The organism is Kitasatospora sp. NPDC056076 (assembly GCF_042266305.1).
GTDB lineage: Bacteria > Actinomycetota > Actinomycetes > Streptomycetales > Streptomycetaceae > Kitasatospora.
The window spans coordinates 1-17,557 of the sequence record NZ_JBHJWG010000001.1 but is presented as its reverse complement, the minus strand read 5'-3'; the positions used below and the strand labels follow the sequence as shown (position 1 = coordinate 17,557).

The 17,557-nt window shown below is 73.9% G+C and carries 19 protein-coding genes; 6 read left to right on the top strand and 13 right to left on the bottom strand.

Annotated elements, in window-relative coordinates; translation table 11 throughout:
• Positions 1–94: 94 nt before the first annotated feature.
• From ispF to ACFC1T_RS00085, 3 genes are all read right to left on the bottom strand, one after another.
• Entirely contained in the window at positions 95–586 is a 492-nt protein-coding gene (gene ispF, locus ACFC1T_RS00095) for a 2-C-methyl-D-erythritol 2,4-cyclodiphosphate synthase (RefSeq protein ID WP_360225686.1), read from the bottom strand.
• Complete coding sequence (gene ispD, locus ACFC1T_RS00090; RefSeq protein ID WP_375882312.1) at positions 576–1,331, bottom strand: 2-C-methyl-D-erythritol 4-phosphate cytidylyltransferase; 756 nt, start codon at positions 1,329–1,331, stop codon at positions 576–578. Before ispD ends, ispF begins: the two co-directional genes overlap by 11 nt.
• Before the next feature lie 270 nt (positions 1,332–1,601).
• The gene (locus ACFC1T_RS00085; protein ID WP_030244332.1) at positions 1,602–2,084 is read right to left on the bottom strand and encodes a CarD family transcriptional regulator; all 483 of its coding nucleotides are present in this window, start codon (positions 2,082–2,084) and stop codon (positions 1,602–1,604) included.
• Between the two features lie 426 nt (positions 2,085–2,510).
• On the opposite strand from ACFC1T_RS00085, the gene ACFC1T_RS00080 reads away from it, so the two are divergent.
• Complete coding sequence (locus ACFC1T_RS00080) at positions 2,511–3,200, top strand: DUF461 domain-containing protein (protein ID WP_375881504.1); 690 nt, start codon at positions 2,511–2,513, stop codon at positions 3,198–3,200.
• A gap of 240 nt (positions 3,201–3,440) precedes the next feature.
• On the opposite strand, the gene ACFC1T_RS00075 is transcribed toward ACFC1T_RS00080, so the two are convergent.
• Together ACFC1T_RS00075 and ACFC1T_RS00070 are read right to left on the bottom strand one after the other, a co-directional pair.
• The gene (locus tag ACFC1T_RS00075; RefSeq protein WP_218199074.1) at positions 3,441–4,136 is read right to left on the bottom strand and encodes a response regulator transcription factor; all 696 of its coding nucleotides are present in this window, start codon (positions 4,134–4,136) and stop codon (positions 3,441–3,443) included.
• Between the two features lie 2 nt (positions 4,137–4,138).
• Positions 4,139–5,629 (bottom strand): sensor histidine kinase, encoded by a 1,491-nt coding sequence (locus tag ACFC1T_RS00070; RefSeq protein WP_375881501.1) that lies wholly within the window; start codon positions 5,627–5,629, stop codon positions 4,139–4,141.
• A 306-nt stretch (positions 5,630–5,935) separates the two neighbouring features.
• Here ACFC1T_RS00070 and phoU point away from each other — a divergent pair, with 306 nt between their 5' ends.
• Positions 5,936–6,625: a phosphate signaling complex protein PhoU gene (gene phoU / locus ACFC1T_RS00065; protein WP_375881498.1), complete on the top strand. Its 690-nt coding sequence runs from the start codon at positions 5,936–5,938 to the stop codon at positions 6,623–6,625.
• Positions 6,626–6,791: 166 nt separating this feature from the next.
• Entirely contained in the window at positions 6,792–6,974 is a 183-nt protein-coding gene (locus ACFC1T_RS00060) for a hypothetical protein (protein ID WP_375881496.1), read from the top strand.
• Positions 6,975–7,071: 97 nt separating this feature from the next.
• Here ACFC1T_RS00060 and ACFC1T_RS00055 read toward each other — a convergent pair whose 3' ends face one another.
• Positions 7,072–7,668 (bottom strand): lytic polysaccharide monooxygenase, encoded by a 597-nt coding sequence (locus ACFC1T_RS00055; protein WP_375881493.1) that lies wholly within the window; start codon positions 7,666–7,668, stop codon positions 7,072–7,074.
• A gap of 259 nt (positions 7,669–7,927) precedes the next feature.
• Positions 7,928–8,686, bottom strand: a complete 759-nt coding sequence (locus tag ACFC1T_RS00050) for a phosphoglyceromutase (protein WP_375881490.1) — start codon at positions 8,684–8,686, stop codon at positions 7,928–7,930.
• A 149-nt stretch (positions 8,687–8,835) separates the two neighbouring features.
• On the opposite strand from ACFC1T_RS00050, the gene ACFC1T_RS00045 reads away from it, so the two are divergent.
• Positions 8,836–10,149 (top strand): MDR family MFS transporter, encoded by a 1,314-nt coding sequence (locus tag ACFC1T_RS00045; RefSeq protein WP_375881488.1) that lies wholly within the window; start codon positions 8,836–8,838, stop codon positions 10,147–10,149.
• Between the two features lie 16 nt (positions 10,150–10,165).
• Here the strand turns inward: ACFC1T_RS00045 and ACFC1T_RS00040 are convergent, their stop codons facing one another.
• Both ACFC1T_RS00040 and mshA read right to left on the bottom strand, forming a co-directional pair.
• On the bottom strand, positions 10,166–10,708 hold the full coding sequence (locus ACFC1T_RS00040) for a YbjN domain-containing protein (protein WP_375881486.1): 543 nt from the start codon (positions 10,706–10,708) through the stop codon (positions 10,166–10,168).
• Positions 10,709–10,806: 98 nt separating this feature from the next.
• The gene (gene mshA / locus ACFC1T_RS00035) at positions 10,807–12,174 is read right to left on the bottom strand and encodes a D-inositol-3-phosphate glycosyltransferase (RefSeq protein ID WP_375881483.1); all 1,368 of its coding nucleotides are present in this window, start codon (positions 12,172–12,174) and stop codon (positions 10,807–10,809) included.
• Between the two features lie 226 nt (positions 12,175–12,400).
• Between mshA and ACFC1T_RS00030 the strand changes: the two genes are divergently transcribed.
• The gene (locus tag ACFC1T_RS00030; RefSeq protein WP_375881481.1) at positions 12,401–13,234 is read left to right on the top strand and encodes a class I SAM-dependent methyltransferase; all 834 of its coding nucleotides are present in this window, start codon (positions 12,401–12,403) and stop codon (positions 13,232–13,234) included.
• Positions 13,235–13,454: 220 nt separating this feature from the next.
• Here the strand turns inward: ACFC1T_RS00030 and ACFC1T_RS00025 are convergent, their stop codons facing one another.
• A complete protein-coding gene (locus ACFC1T_RS00025) occupies positions 13,455–14,015 on the bottom strand; it encodes an O-acetyl-ADP-ribose deacetylase (protein ID WP_375881478.1) in 561 nt (186 codons plus the stop codon).
• Positions 14,016–14,254: 239 nt separating this feature from the next.
• Between ACFC1T_RS00025 and ACFC1T_RS00020 the strand changes: the two genes are divergently transcribed.
• Entirely contained in the window at positions 14,255–15,778 is a 1,524-nt protein-coding gene (locus ACFC1T_RS00020; RefSeq protein WP_375881475.1) for a SpoIIE family protein phosphatase, read from the top strand.
• 119 nt (positions 15,779–15,897) lie between these two features.
• On the opposite strand, the gene ACFC1T_RS00015 is transcribed toward ACFC1T_RS00020, so the two are convergent.
• From ACFC1T_RS00015 to ACFC1T_RS00005, 3 genes are all read right to left on the bottom strand, one after another.
• Positions 15,898–16,239 (bottom strand): DUF2516 family protein, encoded by a 342-nt coding sequence (locus tag ACFC1T_RS00015; RefSeq protein WP_375881473.1) that lies wholly within the window; start codon positions 16,237–16,239, stop codon positions 15,898–15,900.
• 122 nt (positions 16,240–16,361) lie between these two features.
• The gene (locus tag ACFC1T_RS00010) at positions 16,362–16,940 is read right to left on the bottom strand and encodes a hypothetical protein (protein WP_375881470.1); all 579 of its coding nucleotides are present in this window, start codon (positions 16,938–16,940) and stop codon (positions 16,362–16,364) included.
• Positions 16,941–16,942: 2 nt separating this feature from the next.
• A complete protein-coding gene (locus ACFC1T_RS00005; RefSeq protein WP_375881467.1) occupies positions 16,943–17,350 on the bottom strand; it encodes a helix-turn-helix domain-containing protein in 408 nt (135 codons plus the stop codon).
• Positions 17,351–17,557: the final 207 nt, after the last annotated feature.

The following is a 17,557-nucleotide window of genomic DNA, read 5'->3' as shown; positions in this document are numbered from 1 at the left end:
GCCGTCTGTTTCCGGCCGGACCGCCGACCGCCCGCCGACCGCCCGCCGACCGCCTACCGCCGGCCGCCGACCGGCAGGACCGCCGGCGAACGGCTCAACGCCGTTCGTACACCAGGGCGGTGGCGATCGCGGCCAGCCCCTCGGCCCGGCCGGTCAGGCCCAGGCCGTCGGTGGTGGTGCCGGAGACCGAGACCGGCGCTCCGGCCGCCTCGGACAGCGCGGCCTGCGCCTCGGCCCGCCGCTTGCCGATCTTCGGCCGGACCCCGATCACCTGGACCGCGATGTTGCCGATCTCGAAGCCCGCCTCGCGCACCAGCCGGGCCGCCTCGCCGAGCAGCTTCACCCCGGAGGCCCCGGACCACTCCGGGCGGTCGGTGCCGAAGTGGGCGCCCAGGTCGCCGATCCCGGCGGCCGAGAACAGCGCGTCGCAGGAGGCGTGCGCGGCCACGTCGGCGTCCGAGTGCCCGGCCAGTCCGTCCCCGGCGTCCGGCCACTCCAGTCCGGCGACCCACAGCGGGCGGCCGGCCTCGAAGGCGTGCACGTCGGTGCCGATCCCCACCCGGGGGATCAGGGGCTCAGTAGTCATCGGCGGCCCTCCGGCGGGCGAGTACGGCCTCGGCGAGCACGAGGTCCAACGGACGGGTGACCTTGAACGCCTCTTCGTGGCCGGGCACCACGACGACCGTGCCGCCGTAGCGCTCCACCAGTCCGGCGTCGTCGGTGACGGGCACCGCGTCGGCGCCGCCGGCGGCCTCCTCGGCCAGCGCCTTGGCGTGCACCTCGACCAGGGCGGCCCGGTCGAAGCCCTGCGGGGTCTGCACCGCGCGCAGGGTGGCCCGCTCGGGCGTGTCGAGCACCGGCTCGGGGCGGCCCGGGTTCGGCTCGACCCGCTTCACGGTGTCGGCCAGCGGCACCGCGGGCACCACCGCCGGAGCCCCGGCCCGGACGGCGGCCGCGACGGCGTCCACCACCTCGACCGGGACGAGCGGACGGGCCGCGTCGTGCACCAGCACGATCTCGACGTCCTCGGGGATCGCCGCCAGGCCCAGCCGGACCGACTCCTGGCGGGTCGCGCCGCCGGCCACCACCCGGACGTCCTTGCCGGCCAGCCCGTGGCCGTCCAGCAGGGCGACCACCTCGGCCACCCCGTCGGCGGGCGCGGCGACCACCACCAGGCCGACCGCCCGGCTGCGGGCGAGCGCCCGAACGGCGTGCACCAGGAGCGGCACCCCGCCCAGTTCCCGCAGGGCCTTCGGGGCACCGGGCCCCAGCCGCTCACCGCGTCCGGCGGCGGGCACCACTGCTGCTGCAACTGCTCCTGACGCGTTCAGGTTTCACTCCTTCGGCGAAGTGGGTATGGCCATGGCGTGCCCGGCGGGCGCGGGGCCCCTTCCGAAGAACGACTGGTCCACTGCCCGCCGCACAACTGCGCAGAAACGGTGCAGAAACGGTCTTGCGGGCCTGGACCGGATCGGGTGGGGGGCGTCGTCCGGACACGCCTCAGCGCCCGGAGTGCCACTGCACCACCCCCGGACGGTTCGTCCTGGGAGCGGCACGCCGGCACCGGGCGCTGTGGGCGGTGGGGCGGAAGCCCGACTGCACTACGAGGCGAGCACCTCGTCGAGCAGCGTCTCCGCCTTGTCCTCGTTGGTGTTCTCCGCCAGCGCGAGCTCGCTGACGAGGATCTGGCGCGCCTTCGCGAGCATCCGCTTCTCGCCGGCCGAGAGGCCGCGCTCGCGCTCGCGACGCCAGAGGTCGCGCACGACCTCGGCGACCTTGATAACGTCGCCCGAAGCGAGCTTCTCCAGGTTCGCCTTGTAGCGACGGGACCAGTTGGTCGGCTCTTCGGTGTACGGTGCGCGGAGCACCTCGAAGACCCGGTCCAGACCCTCCTGGCCGACCACATCGCGCACGCCGACGAACTCCGCGTTCTCGGCGGGCACGCGGAGCGTCAGGTCTCCCTGCTGCACCTTGAGCACCAGGTAGGTCTTGTCCACACCTTTGATCTGGCGAATTTCGATGGCCTCGATCAGCGCGGCCCCGTGATGGGGGTAGACCACCGTGTCGCCAACCTTGAACGTCATGTGACAGGACCCCTTCCGTGGCTTTCCAGAATAACACGCCTTGCGGCCCACCCGAAGGGCGTTTTCGCAGGTCAGGGCCGGTACCGGGGCTTGACAAGGACCCCCGTGACGTGCTGCGACCGATGTTCGAGGGGGGCTTCCCGCAGGTCGGAGGCGGTTCCGAGGTCCGGCGAAACCCTTGCGCAACACCCCCGCAACCATGATTGGATCTTGAGCTTTCGCCCTGTTCCGGGCCGTGACCGGATCGTTATTCGATCTTGGTCGAAGCTTGTCCTACCGATGACCGGTTCATGCCATGGGTACGGCCGGACGGCCCCCGCGGGGCCCCGGGAGTGCGACACGGGGACCACCCCGTGAGGAGCGCATAAGTGAGGTCGATAATCTGAGACCTGACCTGTCGACACGTGACCTAGGAGTAGCCGCCGCATGAGCCGCAGCCTTCGACGCGGCAGCATCGCCGCCATCGCCGCCCTCGCCATCGCCTCGCTGTCCTCCTGCGCAGCCAGCAACACGCCGGACACCCTGCAGATCAAGCCGGACAACGCGGCGGCGACCCTTGGGACGAACCTTCGACTGAACAACATCGTGATCGTCACCGGGGCCGGTACCTCGGGTGACTACACGGGCCCCGCCAACGTGGTCGTGAACATCTCCAACACGGCGACCACCCCGGCCGAGCTGCAGTCGATCACCGTCGGCAACGCTTCCGCCACCTTCGCGGACGCGGCGGGTGCTCCGCAGCCCACCCTCGTCATCCCGGCCGGCAGCTCGGTCGCGATCGGCGGCCAGGGCAATCCCTCCGCCTCGGTGAGCGCGGCCGCCGTCCACATCGGCGGCTTCGCCAACACCACCTTCGCCTTCAAGGACGGCCAGAAGGTCGACGTCCAGGCCGGCGTCAGCCCGGACTCGGACAAGAACCTCTACAAGGGCTTCGGCCCGACCCCGGCGGCCGTGCCCTCCAAGAGCACCTCCCCCGCCGCGACCGCCCCGGCCACGCAGGCCACGCCGCCGGCCGGCACCACGCCGAGCGCCCCGGCCACCCCGGCCACCGGTGCCGGCACGGCGACCACCCCGGCCGCCCCGGCCACCGGCACCACCGCGCCGGCCGCCCACTGACACGACGCGCTGCCGACCGGGCGCACCCCTGACGCAGCGCGCGAAAGCCTCCCGCCGGCCCTTCCGGGGCCTGCGGGAGGCTTTCGCGTGCCCCCGTGGCGCCGTGCCCGCGTGGCCGCGTGGCCTGACCCTGTGACCGGGCAGCCGGGCAGCCAGGCAGTCGGGCGGGAACGCGGGAGGCCCCCGCCGACGACTGCCGGCAGGGGCCTCCCGCGTCCTCGTCCCTCGCGGGCCCGCGGTTTACGGCTCGAACTTGTAGCCCAGGCCGCGGACCGTGACCAGGTAGCGCGGCGCGCCCGGGTCGGGCTCGATCTTCGCCCGCAGGCGCTTCACGTGGACGTCCAGGGTCTTGGTGTCGCCGACGTAGTCCGCGCCCCAGACCCGGTCGATCAGCTGCATGCGGGTGAGCACCCGGCCCGCGTTGCGCAGCAGCATCTCCAGCAGGTCGAACTCCTTGAGCGGCAGGTCGACCTTGGCGCCGTCCACCGTCACCACGTGCCGGTCCACGTCCATCCGGACCGGGCCCGCCTCCAGGGCGCCCGGACCGCCGCCGTTGTCGCCCGCGCCGCCGTCCTCGCCGCGGCGGCGCAGCACCGCGCGGATCCGGGCGACCAGCTCCCGGGTGGAGTACGGCTTGGTGACGTAGTCGTCAGCGCCTATCTCCAGCCCGACGACCTTGTCGATCTCGCTGTCCTTGGCGGTCACCATGATCACCGGCACGCTGGAGCGCACCCGGAGCTGGCGGCAGACCTCGGTGCCCGGCAGGCCCGGGAGCATCAGGTCGAGCAGGACGAGGTCGGCACCGTTGCGTTCGAACTGCTCCAGGGCGTCGGGGCCGGTCGCGGCGACGGCCACCTCGAAGCCCTCCTTGCGGAGCATGTACGAGAGGGCGTCGCTGAACGACTCCTCGTCCTCGACCACCAGTACTCGGGTCACGATCAGGCCTCCGGGGCAAGCTGGGTTGTCTGTGTCAGGGGTTGTTCCCGCTCCCCGGCGGGGAGCGAACGGGCCGCACGCTCGGTGCGGTCCGCGGTGAGGGTCCGGGGTGCCGTGGCGGGCCCGGCGGTGTCGGCACCGGGCTCGTCGCGGCGTGCGCTGCGGGGTTCGTCGTGGTCCGGCGCGGCGTCGACGGCGTCGAGGTCGTCGTCGAAGTCCTCGCCCAGGTCGTCGTCCGGGGCGTCGTCCAGGTCGTCGTCGTAGTCCTCGTCGGGGGCGTCGGCGGGGGCCTGGCCGGCGGGCAGGCGGATGGTGAAGGTCGAACCCTGCCCCTCCACGCTCCACACCGAGACGGTGCCGCCGTGCGAGGCGGCGACGTGCTTGACGATGGACAGGCCGAGTCCGGTGCCGCCGGTCTGCCGGGAGCGGGCCGGGTCGACCCGGTAGAAGCGTTCGAAGACCCGCTCGCGGTCCTTCTCGGAGATGCCGATGCCCTGGTCGGTGACCGAGATCTCGATCAGCTCGCCGTCCGCCTCGCCGAGCGCGGCGGCGCTGGAGATCCGGCGGGTGGCGATGGCCACCCGGGTGCGGGGCGGGCTGTAGTTGACGGCGTTCTCCACCAGGTTGCCGAGCGCCGCGGCGAGCTGGCCGCGGTTGCCGTGCAGGTAGAGCCCGGCGATCCCGCCGGCCGCGATCAGGATCTGCTTGGCGGCGGCCTGCTGGCGGCAGCGGTCGATCGCCTCGGCGATCAGCTCGTCCACCGCGACCGGCTCCGGGTCGACCATCAACCGGTCGTCCTGGACCCGGGAGAGGTCGATGATCTCCTGCACCAGGCTGGCCAGGCGGGTCGCCTCGACCTGCATCCGGCCGGCGAAGCGCTGCACCGCCTCCGGGTCGTCGGACGCGTCGGCGACCGCCTCGGAGAGCAGCGACAGGGCGCCGACCGGGGTCTTGAGCTCGTGGCTGACGTTGGCCACGAAGTCCCGGCGGACGGCCTCCACCCGGCGGCGCTCGGTCTGGTCCTCGACCAGCACCAGCACCAGCCGGGAGCCCAGCGGGGCGACCCGGACGGAGACCGCGAGCGGCTCGGACGCGCGGGCCGCGCCGGGGCGGGGCAGCTCCAGCTCCACCTGCCGGATCTCGCCGTCCCGGCGGGTGGCGCGGGCCAGGGCCAGCATCTGGTCCACGGCGACCGCGCCGCCGCGCACCAGGCCCATCGCGTACGCGGCCGAGCTGGCCTTGACCACCTCGTCGCCCTCGCCCAGCACGATCGCGCAGGAGCGGAGCACCGAGAGCACGGTGTCGACCCCCGGCGGCAGCGGGGGTTCCGGGGTGCCGGTGCCCAGCGTCTGGTACCGGCCGTACTGCTTGCCGCTGGTGTACTTGCCCTTGGCCTGCTCGCGCTCGCTCCAACGGAAGGCGATGGAGGCGGTGAGGCCGACACCGAGCCCGGCTATGGCGCAGGCAGCGGCAGCGGCCACGTTCACGTCCATGTGGCCAGCGTAAGCGCACGGCCTGGCCACTCCCCAAGGGCTGGGTCAAGGCATCGACCAGGCGTTGCCGAGAATTCACCTCCACGTAGCTGCCGATTCACCGCACCGGCCGTGCGCCGTCGCCCGAACGGCACAGAGTTGGCCATGCAGCCCGTGTGGGAGAGATCGGTGCGCCGAAGAGCGGCCACGGTCTCGGGTGTGCGCGTACCATTCGCGCCACCAGCAGCGGTCACCCGGACACCGGAACGATGGTCGGACGGGCTGACCGGTCGGCACCGCCACCGACACAGCTACTGAGGAGAGAACATGCGCGACGCGTACCACGAGGAACTCGATGCGATCGGCGACAGCCTGGTCGAGATGGCCCGGCTGGTCGGATCGGCCCTGGGCCGGGCCACCACCGCTCTCCTGGACGCGGACCTGGCGCTGGCGGAGAGCGTGATCGCCGCCGACGAGAAGATCAACGAGCTCCACCACGAGCTCGAGAACCGCGCCATCGACCTGCTCGCCCGGCAGCAGCCGGTCGCCACCGACCTGCGGATCGTGGTCACCTCGCTGAGGATGAGCGCCGACCTGGAGCGCTGCGGGGACCTCGCCCGGCACGTCGCCAAGGTCGCGCGGATGCGCTACCCGGACTCGGCGGTGCCCGCCGACCTGCACTCCACCGTCCTGGAGATGGGCCAGCTCGCCCAGCGCCTGGTCGCCAAGGCGGGCCTGGTCATCGCCACCAAGGACGTCGACAAGGCCCTGGAGATGGAGCAGGACGACGACCGGATCGACGCCCTGCACCGCGAGCTGCTGTCGCACCTGATCGACGAGCGCTGGCACCACGGCATCGAGACCGCCGTCGACATCACCCTGGTCGGCCGCTACTACGAGCGCTTCGCGGACCACGCGGTGTCCGTCGCCAAGCGCGTCGTGTACCTGGTGACCGGCGAGCACGTGGCCGAGTTCGTGGCCGCCACCGAGGCGGCCGAGGCAGCCGGGGCGGAGTGAGTGCCGCTCACCCCCGGGGGTGAGTAAACCTGTGGCGAGGGTGGTGCGGGTGCACGGATTTCCGGACGCCCCACCACTGCGCGCCTGTTGACGCTCCCTCCGAACGGCCGCTTCACTCAACGGTGGGGGCACCGGAGTGTTCCCGTCACTAGGAGGGAAGAGCTCGATGAAGGCCAACCCGACCCGACCGGCATCCGCCCACCACACCGTCGAGCCGCCCGCCCCGAAGCTGCTGCCCGTCCTCGCGGCCGGTTGCGGCTGCGGCCCCGGCTGCGGCTGCGGCTGCCAGTCCGGCGCGCCCTGCCAGTGCGGCGGCGCCGACGGCGGCTGCTGCGGCGGCGGCCACTGAGGCACGGCGGCCGGAACGGCCGCCAGGACAGCTGCCGAGGCGTCCCGGGGTGCGCGGTCGTGCACCCCGGGACGCCCGCCCGGCCGTTCCGGAACCGTCAGAACTGGACGTCGGTGCAGGAGTAGAAGGCGTTCCCGGTGTCCGCGATCGTCCAGACCGAGACGACCACCTGGTGCCCGGTGCGCCCGCTCGGGAGGGTCGCGGTGTGGCTGAGGGTGCCCGGCACCTGCTGCCCGCCGTAGGGGACGGTCAGGAAGGGCGTCAGGTCGAGGTTGGCCCGGGTGACCGGCTGGCTCGCGTCGTAGCCCGGCTTGGTCAGGTAGTACCGGAAGTCCGTGGTCGCGTGCCGGGCGGTGAACTTCCAGGTGAAGGTGAGCTGCTGGCCCGCGGCCACCGGCGTGGCCGGCCAGGCGCCGCCGTGCGGGTCGTCCAGCTCGGCGAAGCGGGAGTTGCCGCCGGCGCAGATGGTGCCGTCGGAGGGCCCGCCGGCCGGGAAGCCCTTCGGCCCCTCGACGCTCTGCGGCTCCCACTGGATGTCGCCGCAGTCCCACGGGACGGCGTTCGCGCTCTCGTCGCAGAGCGCGGCGCGGCTGGGCGGCGTGGTGATGAAGCCGTGCGACTGGGCCGGGAGGGCCAGGGTGAGCGGGATCGCGAGCGCGGCGACGGCCGCCCCGACCAGATGACGTGTGCGCATGGTGCTCCTCCGTGGGGGTGGATGGAGAGTGCGCCGGGGCGCAGACGCGCGCGCGTTGGGGGTGCGGCGGCCGGGACATGGGGGAATCCTTGGCATGCCTGCGCCAGCCCGGTGCCCCCACGGTAGGAGTCGGCGCCACCACCCGTCAATGGTCTGAACCATTTTCGAGCCCACCCCAACTCCCGCCCCACACCGGCCGGTTGAACGAAACAGGCCCCGCCCCCGGCGAACCGGGAGCGGGGCCTCGTCGGCAAGCGGGTTACTTCTTGCCCTGGTTCTTGACCGCCTCGATGGCCGCCGCGGCGGCGTCGGCGTCGAGGTAGCGGCCGCCCTTGGCGAGCGGCTTGAAGTCGGCGTCCAGCTCGTAGACCAGGGGGATGCCGGTCGGGATGTTGAGGCCGGCGATGTCGGCGTCGGAGATGCCGTCGAGGTGCTTGACCAGCGCGCGCAGGCTGTTGCCGTGGGCGGTGACCAGGACGGTCTTGCCGGCGGCCAGGTCCGGGACGATGGCGTCGTACCAGTACGGGAGCATCCGGTCGACGACGTCCTTGAGGCACTCGGTGCGCGGGCGCAGCTCGCTCGGGATGTCGGCGTAACGGGCGTCGCCGGCCTGCGAGTACTCGGCGCCGTCGGCGAGCACCGGCGGCGGGGTGTCGTAGGAGCGGCGCCACAGCTGGAACTGCTCCTCGCCGAACTCGGCCAGGGTCTGGGCCTTGTCCTTGCCCTGGAGCGCGCCGTAGTGGCGCTCGTTCAGGCGCCAGCTGCGGTTGACCGGGATCCAGTGGCGGTCGGCCTTGTCCAGGGCGATCTGCGAGGTCCGGATGGCGCGGCGCAGCAGCGAGGTGTGCACCACGTCGGGGAACAGGCCCTCGGCGGCCAGGAGCTCGCCACCGCGGGCGGCCTCCTTCTCGCCCTTCTCGTTGAGGTCGACGTCGACCCAACCGGTGAAGAGGTTCTTCTGGTTCCACTGGCTCTCGCCGTGACGGAGCAGGATGAGTCGGTAGGTCGTGTCAGCCATGGCGCCCAGCTTAGTGGAGGGCGGGAAAACCCCTGGTGGGCACCTCGGGGGATGAGTAATGTGTGCAGCGCTTGTCTGCCACTTACATGCGTCGGGCGGTCGGGCCCGCCCGCGCCACCCGGCGGACGCCTGCCCTCGGGAGCCCCCACATGCTCGTCGCCCTGGCCGCCAATCCCCGGATCCGAAGACTGGTGCGCGAGACGGTGGGCGGGCTGCCGAGGCAGTTCTGGTGGCTCTGGGTGAGCACGCTGGTGAACCGGCTCGGTTCGTTCGTGGTGACGTTCCTGGCCCTCTACCTCACCGTCGAACGGGGGTACTCGGCCTCCTACGCGGGCCTGGTGGCCTCCTTGTTCGGCGCCGGTTCGGCGGTCTCGGCGATCGGCGCGGGCGTGCTCACCGACCGGATCGGGCGCCGCCCCACGCTGGTCGCCGCCCAGCTCGGCACCGCCGCCTCCACCGCCGTGCTCGGTTTCATGGACGGCCAGGTGGCGATCGCCTCGGTGGCCTTCGTGGTCGGCCTGTGCAACAACGCCACCCGGCCGCCCACCTCGGCGATCATCGCCGACCTCGTCCCGGCGGAGGACCGGGTCCGGGCGTACTCGCTGAACTACTGGGCGATCAACATCGGCTTCGGCCTGTCCGCCGCCGCGGCCGGGCTGATCGCCACCCACGGCTACCTCACGCTCTTCCTGCTGGACGCCCTGAGCACGCTGGTCTGCGCCGTGGTGATCTTCATCCGGATCCCGGAGACCAGGCCGCAGACCGTACCCGGCAGGGCCGGGGACCCGGCCGAGCCGGGGATCAGCCTGCTCACCGTGCTCCGGGACGCCCCCTTCATGGCGCTGGTCGGGCTGACCCTGCTGGTCGCCCTGGTCTTCCAGCAGGGCAGCACCACGCTGGCCGTGGACATGGGCGCCTCCGGCATCTCGTCCACCCAGTACGGGCTGGTCGTCGGCCTGAACGGGCTGCTGATCGTGGTGCTGCAGATCCCGCTGACCCGGTGGATGGAGGGCCGCTCACGGACCGGGATGCTGATCGCCAGCTGCCTGCTCACCGGCTGGGGCTTCGGGCTGGCCGCGCTGGCCGGCTCCTCGGCCTGGCTGTTCGCGCTCTCGGTGGTGGTCTGGACGGTCGGCGAGATCCTGCACACCCCGGTGATGATGGGCCTGGTCGCCGAGTTGGCGCCGACCCACGGACGCGGCCGCTACCAGGGCGTCTACGGACTGTCCTGGTCGCTCGCCTCGCTCCTCGGCCCGGCGGGCGGCGGGCTGCTGCTGCAGTACGCCGGTCCCGTGGTGCTGTGGACGGTCTGCGGGGCGATCGGAACGGCGGCGGCGCTCGGGTACGTGGTGCTGGCACGCCGGACCGGTGCGACGGGGCGCCGGCGCACCGGGGCCGTGTCGGAGGTGACGGCCGTGGCGGCACCCGTCGCGGAGCCGGCGAAGGCCCCGGCCGACGCCTGAGTGCCGCCCGCCCCGGTCAGTCGGTGGCCGGGGCGTCGGCGGCCGGGGTGTCGGCTGCCGGGGCGGCCAGGTGGGCGAAGGCGGCCAGGTTGCGGGTGGACTCCCCGCGCTTGGTGCGCCACTCCCACTCGCGCCGGATCGCCGAGGCGAAGCCCAGCTCCAGCAGGGTGTTGAAGGGCTCGTCCGCGTTCTCCAGCACCGTCCCGAGCAGCCGGTCGACGGTGTCCGGGGTGAGCGCCTCCAGCGGCAGCCGGCCGGCCAGGTAGACGTCGCCGAGCGCGTCCACCGCGTACGCGACGCCGTAGAGGCGGGTGTTGCGCTCCAGCAGCCAGCGGTAGACGGCCTGGTGGTTCTCGTCCGGGCGGCGGATCACGAAGGCGTTCACCGACAGGGTGTGGTCGCCGACCCGCAGTGCGCAGGCGGTGTTCAGCTTGCGGGTGCCCGGGAGGGTCGCCACCAGGGTGTACGGGTCGGCGGCGGCCGGCTCCCAGGCCACCCCGGCGTCGTCCAGGGCGGTGCGCAGGAGGGTCAGGGCCTCGTCCTTGGTGCGGATTGCCATGGGGGTGACGTTACTCGGCGGTACCCCCGGCGCGCAGCCGCCGACCCGGCCAGGACGCCGACCCGGGCCAGGACGCCGCCCGGCCCGGGCGTCGGTGCTCAGCGGCGCCGGGCCACCGCGAGCCGGCCGGCCGGGCGGGCCAGGCTGCCGGCGTAGACCTCGGCGGTGGAGGCCGCGGCGGTGTCCCAGCCGAAGGCGGCCGCGTGCCGGGCGGCCGCCGCCCCGCGCCGGGCGACCAGCGCCGGGTCGGTGACGTACGGCTCCAGCGCACGCGCCCAGGCCAGCGGGTCGTGGCCCTGCACCAGGCTGCCGGACTCGCCGTCCCGCACCGCGACCGGCAGGCCGCCGACCGAGGCCGCCACCACGGGGGTGCCGCAGGCCTGGGCCTCCAGCGCCACCAGGCCGAAGGACTCGCTGTACGAGGGCATCACCAGGGCCGTCGCCGCGCGGTACCAGTCCGCCAGCCGCTCCTGGCCGACCGGCGGGTGGAACCGCACCACGTCGCCGATGCCGAGCTGGGCGGCGAGCTTGTGCAGGCTCTCCGGCCGGGCCAGCCCGGTGCCGGACGGCCCGCCGACCACCGGCACCACCAGGCGCTCGCGCAGCCCCGGACGGGCCTCCAGCAGCGCGGCGACCGCCCGCAGCAGCACGTCCGGCGCCTTCAACGGCTGGATCCGCCCCGCGAACAGCAGCACCGCCGCGTCCTGCGGCAGGCCCAGCCTCGCCCGGGCCTCGGACCCGGCGCGCGGGCCGCCGGGGCGGAAGACGTCCAGGTTGACCCCGGGGTGGACGACAGCCAGCTGGTCCGGCCGGGCGGCGTAGTGCAGCGCCAGCTCGGCGGCCTCCTCGGTGGTGTTGGCGATCAGCCGGTCGGCCGCCTCGACCACCTGGGTCTCGCCGATCACCCGGGCCGCGGGTTCGGGTGTGTCCCCCTCGGCCAGCGCAGCGTTCTTGACCTTCGCCATGGTGTGCATGGTGTGCACCAGCGGCACCCCCCAGCGCTGGGCGGCCAGCCAGCCGACCTGCCCGGAGAGCCAGTAGTGCGAGTGCACCAGGTCGTAGTGGCCGGGGCGGTGGCCCGCCTCGGTGCGCAGCACGCCGTGGGTGAAGGCGCACAGCTGGGCCGGCAGGTCCTCCTTGACCAGGCCCTCGTACGGGCCGGCGGTGACGTGCCGGACCAGCACGCCGGGGGCCAGCTCGACGGTCGGGGCGTCGTCCGAGCAGATCGCCCGGGTGAACACCTCGACCTCGATGTTGAGCTCGGCCAGGCGCTTGGCCAGCTCGACGATGTAGACGTTCATCCCGCCGGCGTCGCCGGTGCCGGGCTGGTGCAGCGGCGAGGTGTGCACGCTGAGCATGGCTATCCGGCGCGGGCGGCGACGGCCCGGGACGAGCGACTGGAGCCGGCCGCGCGCGGGCGTCGCGGACTGGGCACGGCGTACCGAACGGACGGGGTGCTGGATCACCTGGCTGAAGCCTCCTCGTGTGCGGCCCGTCTCGGCGGTCCGCGTGAACGGGCCCGCCACATGTCCGGTGTGCGCTGCCCCGTCCGGGCACACATCACCACCAGTGTGCCAACCACTGGGCGGGCGTCCGGCATTCCCGCTCCCGGCGACCGGTCCGCCGGGTCGGCATCCGCCCAGCTCAGGCCGGGGACGCCCGGCCCCGCGACCGCCGACTACCCTTCTGGGCATGGCTGCCTCCTTCGACCCCGCGACCGCCGCGCCCGCCCGCGGCCGGACCGGACGGCCGGTCGGGACGGTCACCCGGGGCACCACCAACACCAACCGGCTGCGCCGGATGGACCGCTGGATCGCCCACACCCTGGGCCGGGCGCTGCGCGCCGCCGAGCGGCCCCCGGTGGCGGTGGACCTCGGCTACGGCGCGGCGCCGTGGACGGCCGTGGAGCTGGCCGGACGGCTGCGCACGGTGCGGCCGGACGTCCGGGTGGTCGGGATCGAGATCGAGCCGGAACGGGTCGCGGCCGCGCTGCCGTACGCCGAGCCGCCGCTGCTCACCTTCCGACGCGGCGGCTTCGAGGTGCCGCTGGACGGCGGCGCTCCGGCCCAGCTGATCCGGGCGGCCAACGTGCTGCGGCAGTACGAGGAGTCGGCGGTGGCCGGGGTGTGGGAGCGGCTGTGCGCCCGGCTGGCCCCGGACGGTCTGCTGGTCGAGGGCACCTGCGACGAGATCGGGCGGCGGCACGTCTGGGTCGCGCTGGGGCCGGAAGGGCCCCGGACGGTGACCTTCGCGGCCCGGCTGGGCGGCCTGGGCCAGCCCTCCGACCTGGCCGAGCGGCTGCCGAAGGCGCTGATCCACCACAACGTGCCGGGGCGGCCGGTGCACGCCTTCCTGACCGACTTCGACCGGGCCTGGGCGGCGGCCGCGCCGTACGGGGCGTTCGGGGCGCGGCAGCGCTGGGTGGCGGCCTGCACCGCGCTGGCGGGCAGCTGGCCGCTGGTGGACGCGCGCGGGCGGTGGCGGCAGGGCGAGGTCACGCTGCCCTGGGCGGCGCTGGCCCCGTAGGACGGGGCCAGGCGCGGGTTCTGCGGGGCCCGGGTTCTGCGGGGCCCGGACGGGGTTCCCGCAGGCCCGCTGGGGGCCCGGCGGGGCCGGGCTGGTGAGCGACGCGCCTCATTCACTCGAACGAGTTATCGAATATCTCTGGCGTGTTGACGCCTCGTCACGTCACGATGGAGACCGCCGGGCGGCGACACCACACGCCGCCCGGCGCGCACCGCGCCCGTCAGCCCCCCTGCCCGAGCAGCTCCCGCCGGGCCCGTTCGAACACCTCGTACATCTCCGTCCCGAACAGCACAAACCGCACCTCCGCCAGCTCCGCGCCCGCGAGCGCGTCACCGCCGCCCAGCACCTCGGCGACGGTGCCGAGCGCGATCCGGGCCGCGTCCGCCGGCGGCCAGCCGAAGATCCCCGCCGACACGGCCGGGAAGGCCACCGTGCGCGCGCCCAACCCGGCCGCCGTGCGCAGCGACTCGCGATAGCAGGAGGCCAGCAGCCCAGCCCGCTCCTCGTACTCCTCCGCCAGGTACACCGGCCCGACGGTGTGCACCACCCAGCGGGCCGGCAGCCGCCCGGCCGTGGTCGCCACCGCCCGCCCGGTGGGCAGCCCCTTGCCCCAGTGCGAGGCCCGCAGCCGGCGGCACTCCTCCAGGATCTGCGGCCCGCCCCGGCGGTGGATCGCGCCGTCCACCCCGCCGCCGCCCAGCAGCGAGGAGTTGGCCGCGTTCACCACCGCGTCCACCTCCTGTGCCGTGATGTCACCCTCGACCAGGGTGATCCGCGTCACCACCACCTACCCCCTTCCCCGGACCCGCCCGGCAGCCGCCGGGCCGGGATCCGAGCCGTCGTCCGAATCCGATCACCACACCGCCACCGGCGTGGCAATAGCCACAACGGCGCCGGTCGGCCAGAGAAATCCCCGGAGATCACGTTATGGTCGCGAGAAGTTCCCCGACGCGCGGTGCCAGGCGGGCACTGCGGACGGACGCCGGCCGTTACGCAGGCGGGGAAAGGGAGGAACCACCGATGCCCGCAACGGGAGACGGGCGGGCACCTGGTGCCGCGGACCTGCCGGGCGCCCACGACGGCGCCCCCGTCGGCCATGCCCGTACCCGCCCGGCCACCACCGGCACCGGCCCGGCCACGGCCGCTCCCCCGATACCCCACCCCCGCTCGCAGCCGGCCCGGACCGCGCACGGCACCCGCCGCCCCTCCCGCCCCACCGGAGGCGGTCACGCCCCCGCGCCCGGAGACGGACCCGTCGACGGCGCCGCCGCGCCCCTGCGGCTGCTGGTCATCGAGGACGACGCCTCGGACGCCCAGCTGATCAAGGCGGCGGTCGCCGACAGCGGCACCTCGATCGAGATCCACTGGGCCCGCGGCCTCGAACAGGCCACCCAGCTGCTCGCCCAGTCCTCCCCCGCCGGCCGGCGCGGACGCTCCCGCGGCGGCGAGTTCGGCTGCGTACTGCTCGACCTGGCCTCCCCCGCCGACCTGCCGCACCCGTCCGACCCCTCGGACGGCCTGGAAGGCCTGCACGAACTGCTGCGCCGCGCCCCGCACATCCCCGTCGTGGTGCTCACCGACGCCGCCGGGGCCGAACTCGGCGCCGCCGCCGTCGCCGCGGGCGCCCAGGACTTCCTGCTCAAGCACGAGACCGACGGCCCGCTGCTGGCCCGCGCACTGCGCTACGCGGTCGAACGCAAGCGGGCCGACGAGTCCCAGCGCCGCCTGGTCGAAGCCGAGTTGCGCGGCCAGGAGAACGCCCGGCTGCAGCGCCACCTGCTGCCCACCCCGCTGCTCGACGGCGCCGGGCTCTCCTTCACCCGGCGCTACCGCCCCGGCCGCCGCCGCGCCCTGCTCGGCGGCGACTTCTACGACGCCGTGCGCACCGACGACGGCACCGTCCACGTCGTGATCGGCGACGTCTGCGGCCACGGCCCCGACGAAGCCGCGCTCGGCGTCGCACTCCGGATAGCGTGGCGCACCCTGGTCTTCGCCGGCCTCACCGGCGAGACCCTGCTCACCACCCTCCAGCACGTGCTGGAGCACGAACGGCGCAGCGACGAGATCTTCGCGACGCTCTGCATGCTCGTCATCGAGCCCGGCGGCACCACCGACCTCGACTCGCTCGGCACCGGCGAACGCGCCCGGCTCTACCTCGCCGGGCACCCGGCGCCGCTGCTGCTCGGCCGCGACCACGCCCCGGCCACCCTGCCCGCGGACCAGGCCGGGCCCGCCCTCGGCCTGCTGCCGTGCCACGACGGCGGGGCCGCCTGGCCCGCCCACGAGGTCGAACTCCAGCCCGGCTGGCGGCTGTTGCTCTACACCGACGGACTGATCGAAGGCCGGGTCGGGGCCGGGTCGCGGCGCCTCGGCCAGGACGGACTGGCCGACCTGATCGCCGACCACCAGTCCGCCGGGCTCACCCGGGGCCGGCTCGTCGACAGCGCGATCGCCGAGGTCGAGGAACTGAACGGCGGGGCGCTGACGGACGACGTCGCGGTGCTGCTGCTGGAGCGCAACCCGGTGCAGCTGATCCTCGGCTGAGGTGGCTGCGGACGCGCCGCGGAGGCGTCGCGGACACGTCGCGGACAACGGCGCGGACACGCTACGGCCCGGGAGGGTGAACTGCCCTCCCGGGCCACGGCGTTGTCCGTGGGGTCGGCCTACCAGGGGCCGTACGGGCCGGTGTTGCTCCGGCCGGTGCCGCCGGTCAGCGCCCGGATCGCGGGGCGGACGTCCACCACGTAGACGATCGAGGCGACCAGGCCGGCCAGGGTGCCGATGCTGCCGAGGAAGTTCGCCCCGAACAGCAGGTCCCACCCGAAGCTGATCCCGAGGATCGCCAGCCAGAAGCCCTTGGTCTTCTTGTCGGCCGCCCGGTAGGCGTCCTCGCGGCGGGTGGCCGCGTCGATCAGCGCGAAGAACTTGTAGCCCAGGATCGCGACGGCCATCCACCAGAACGGGTTCAGGTAGGAAAAGGCCAGGATCTGGAACACTCCGGTCATCGCGGTCTCCTACGTCTCTCGGCTTGCTGCGCCCCGGCCGCCGCCCATCCTGGCACGGCGGCCGCCCGCAGGGTGTGAACGTCCCGCCGCCGGTGGATGTGCCCCGGGGTGGCGGGCGGCGGTCACTCCGTGGCGGAGGGGGTGTTCTTCCGGGGCCTGGCGGGCTTCTTCGGGGCGGGGGCGGCGGGGTCCGCGGCCGGGTCCGCCGGGGCGGCGGGGGCGTCCAGCAGCTCGGCCTCGACGGGGGCGGCCTCGAAGGCGGTCTCGAAGGCGGGGTCGACGGCCGGGTCGACGGGGACCTGGGTGGGGTCGGCGTCGGTGTGGGGGCGGGCCTTGTCCACGACGACCTTGCCGCGCTCGGCCAGTTCGTCGTAGGTCTCCTTGGCCCGGACCGCCAGCTCCAGCGCGCGGGCCACCTGCTGCAGGGCGAAGCCCTGGGCCCGCTCCTGGAGGACCTTGAGGTCGGTCGGGAAGGCCGTGACGGCCCCGGTGACCTTGGCCGGAGCGCCGGCCAGCAGCTCCTGCGCCTCGTGGAGCCTGGCGGTCGCCTTCTCCTGGGCACCCTGGCGGTCCGCCGCCAGGGCCTCGACCCGGCCCGGCACCTCGCGCAGCTTCTCGTACGCGAGGTCCCCGGCGCCGGCCAGGGCGTACAGCGGGGTCGGGTCGGTGAGGGTCTTCTTGATCTCGTCGGTGATCGGCATGCTTACCGGTCCTCCCGGTGGGTGTTCTGGGTGGCCGCGCCGTCGGTCGTCGGGGTGGAGGCCGAGGCGGCGTTCTCCTTGAGGAAGGCGTCGTAGACCGCGAGCAGCGCCTGCTTCTGCTGCTCGTTGATCAGCGGATCGGCCAGGATCGAGGCCCGCAGTTCCAGGCCCTCGCCCCGCCGCTCCTCCAGGATCCCGGCCTGGACGTACAGCGTTTCCGCCGAGATCCGCAGCGCCTTCGCGATCTGCTGCAGGATCTCCGCGCTCGGCCTGCGCAACCCTCGCTCGATCTGGCTGAGGTACGGGTTGGACACGCCGGCGGCCTCCGCCAGCTGGCGCAGCGAGAACTGCGCGTTGCGGCGCTGCTCGCGGATGTACTCGCCCAGGGAGGCGACGTTGAGTGAGGCCATGGGGACAGGGTGCGGGATCGTGCTTGCAATTGCAAGCAGGATGCTAACTGGGGGCTAGCGGGTGGGGGCCGCTGCGCGGGGCTTTGGTTCGGGGGTGGGCTCTCGGGAGGGTGGGTTGGTCCGGGGGCGGTTCCGGGGGTGGGTGCTCCGGCGGCTGGATGATTTAAAAACAGCACACGATGTAAGTTGGGGTTGATAACCACTTGA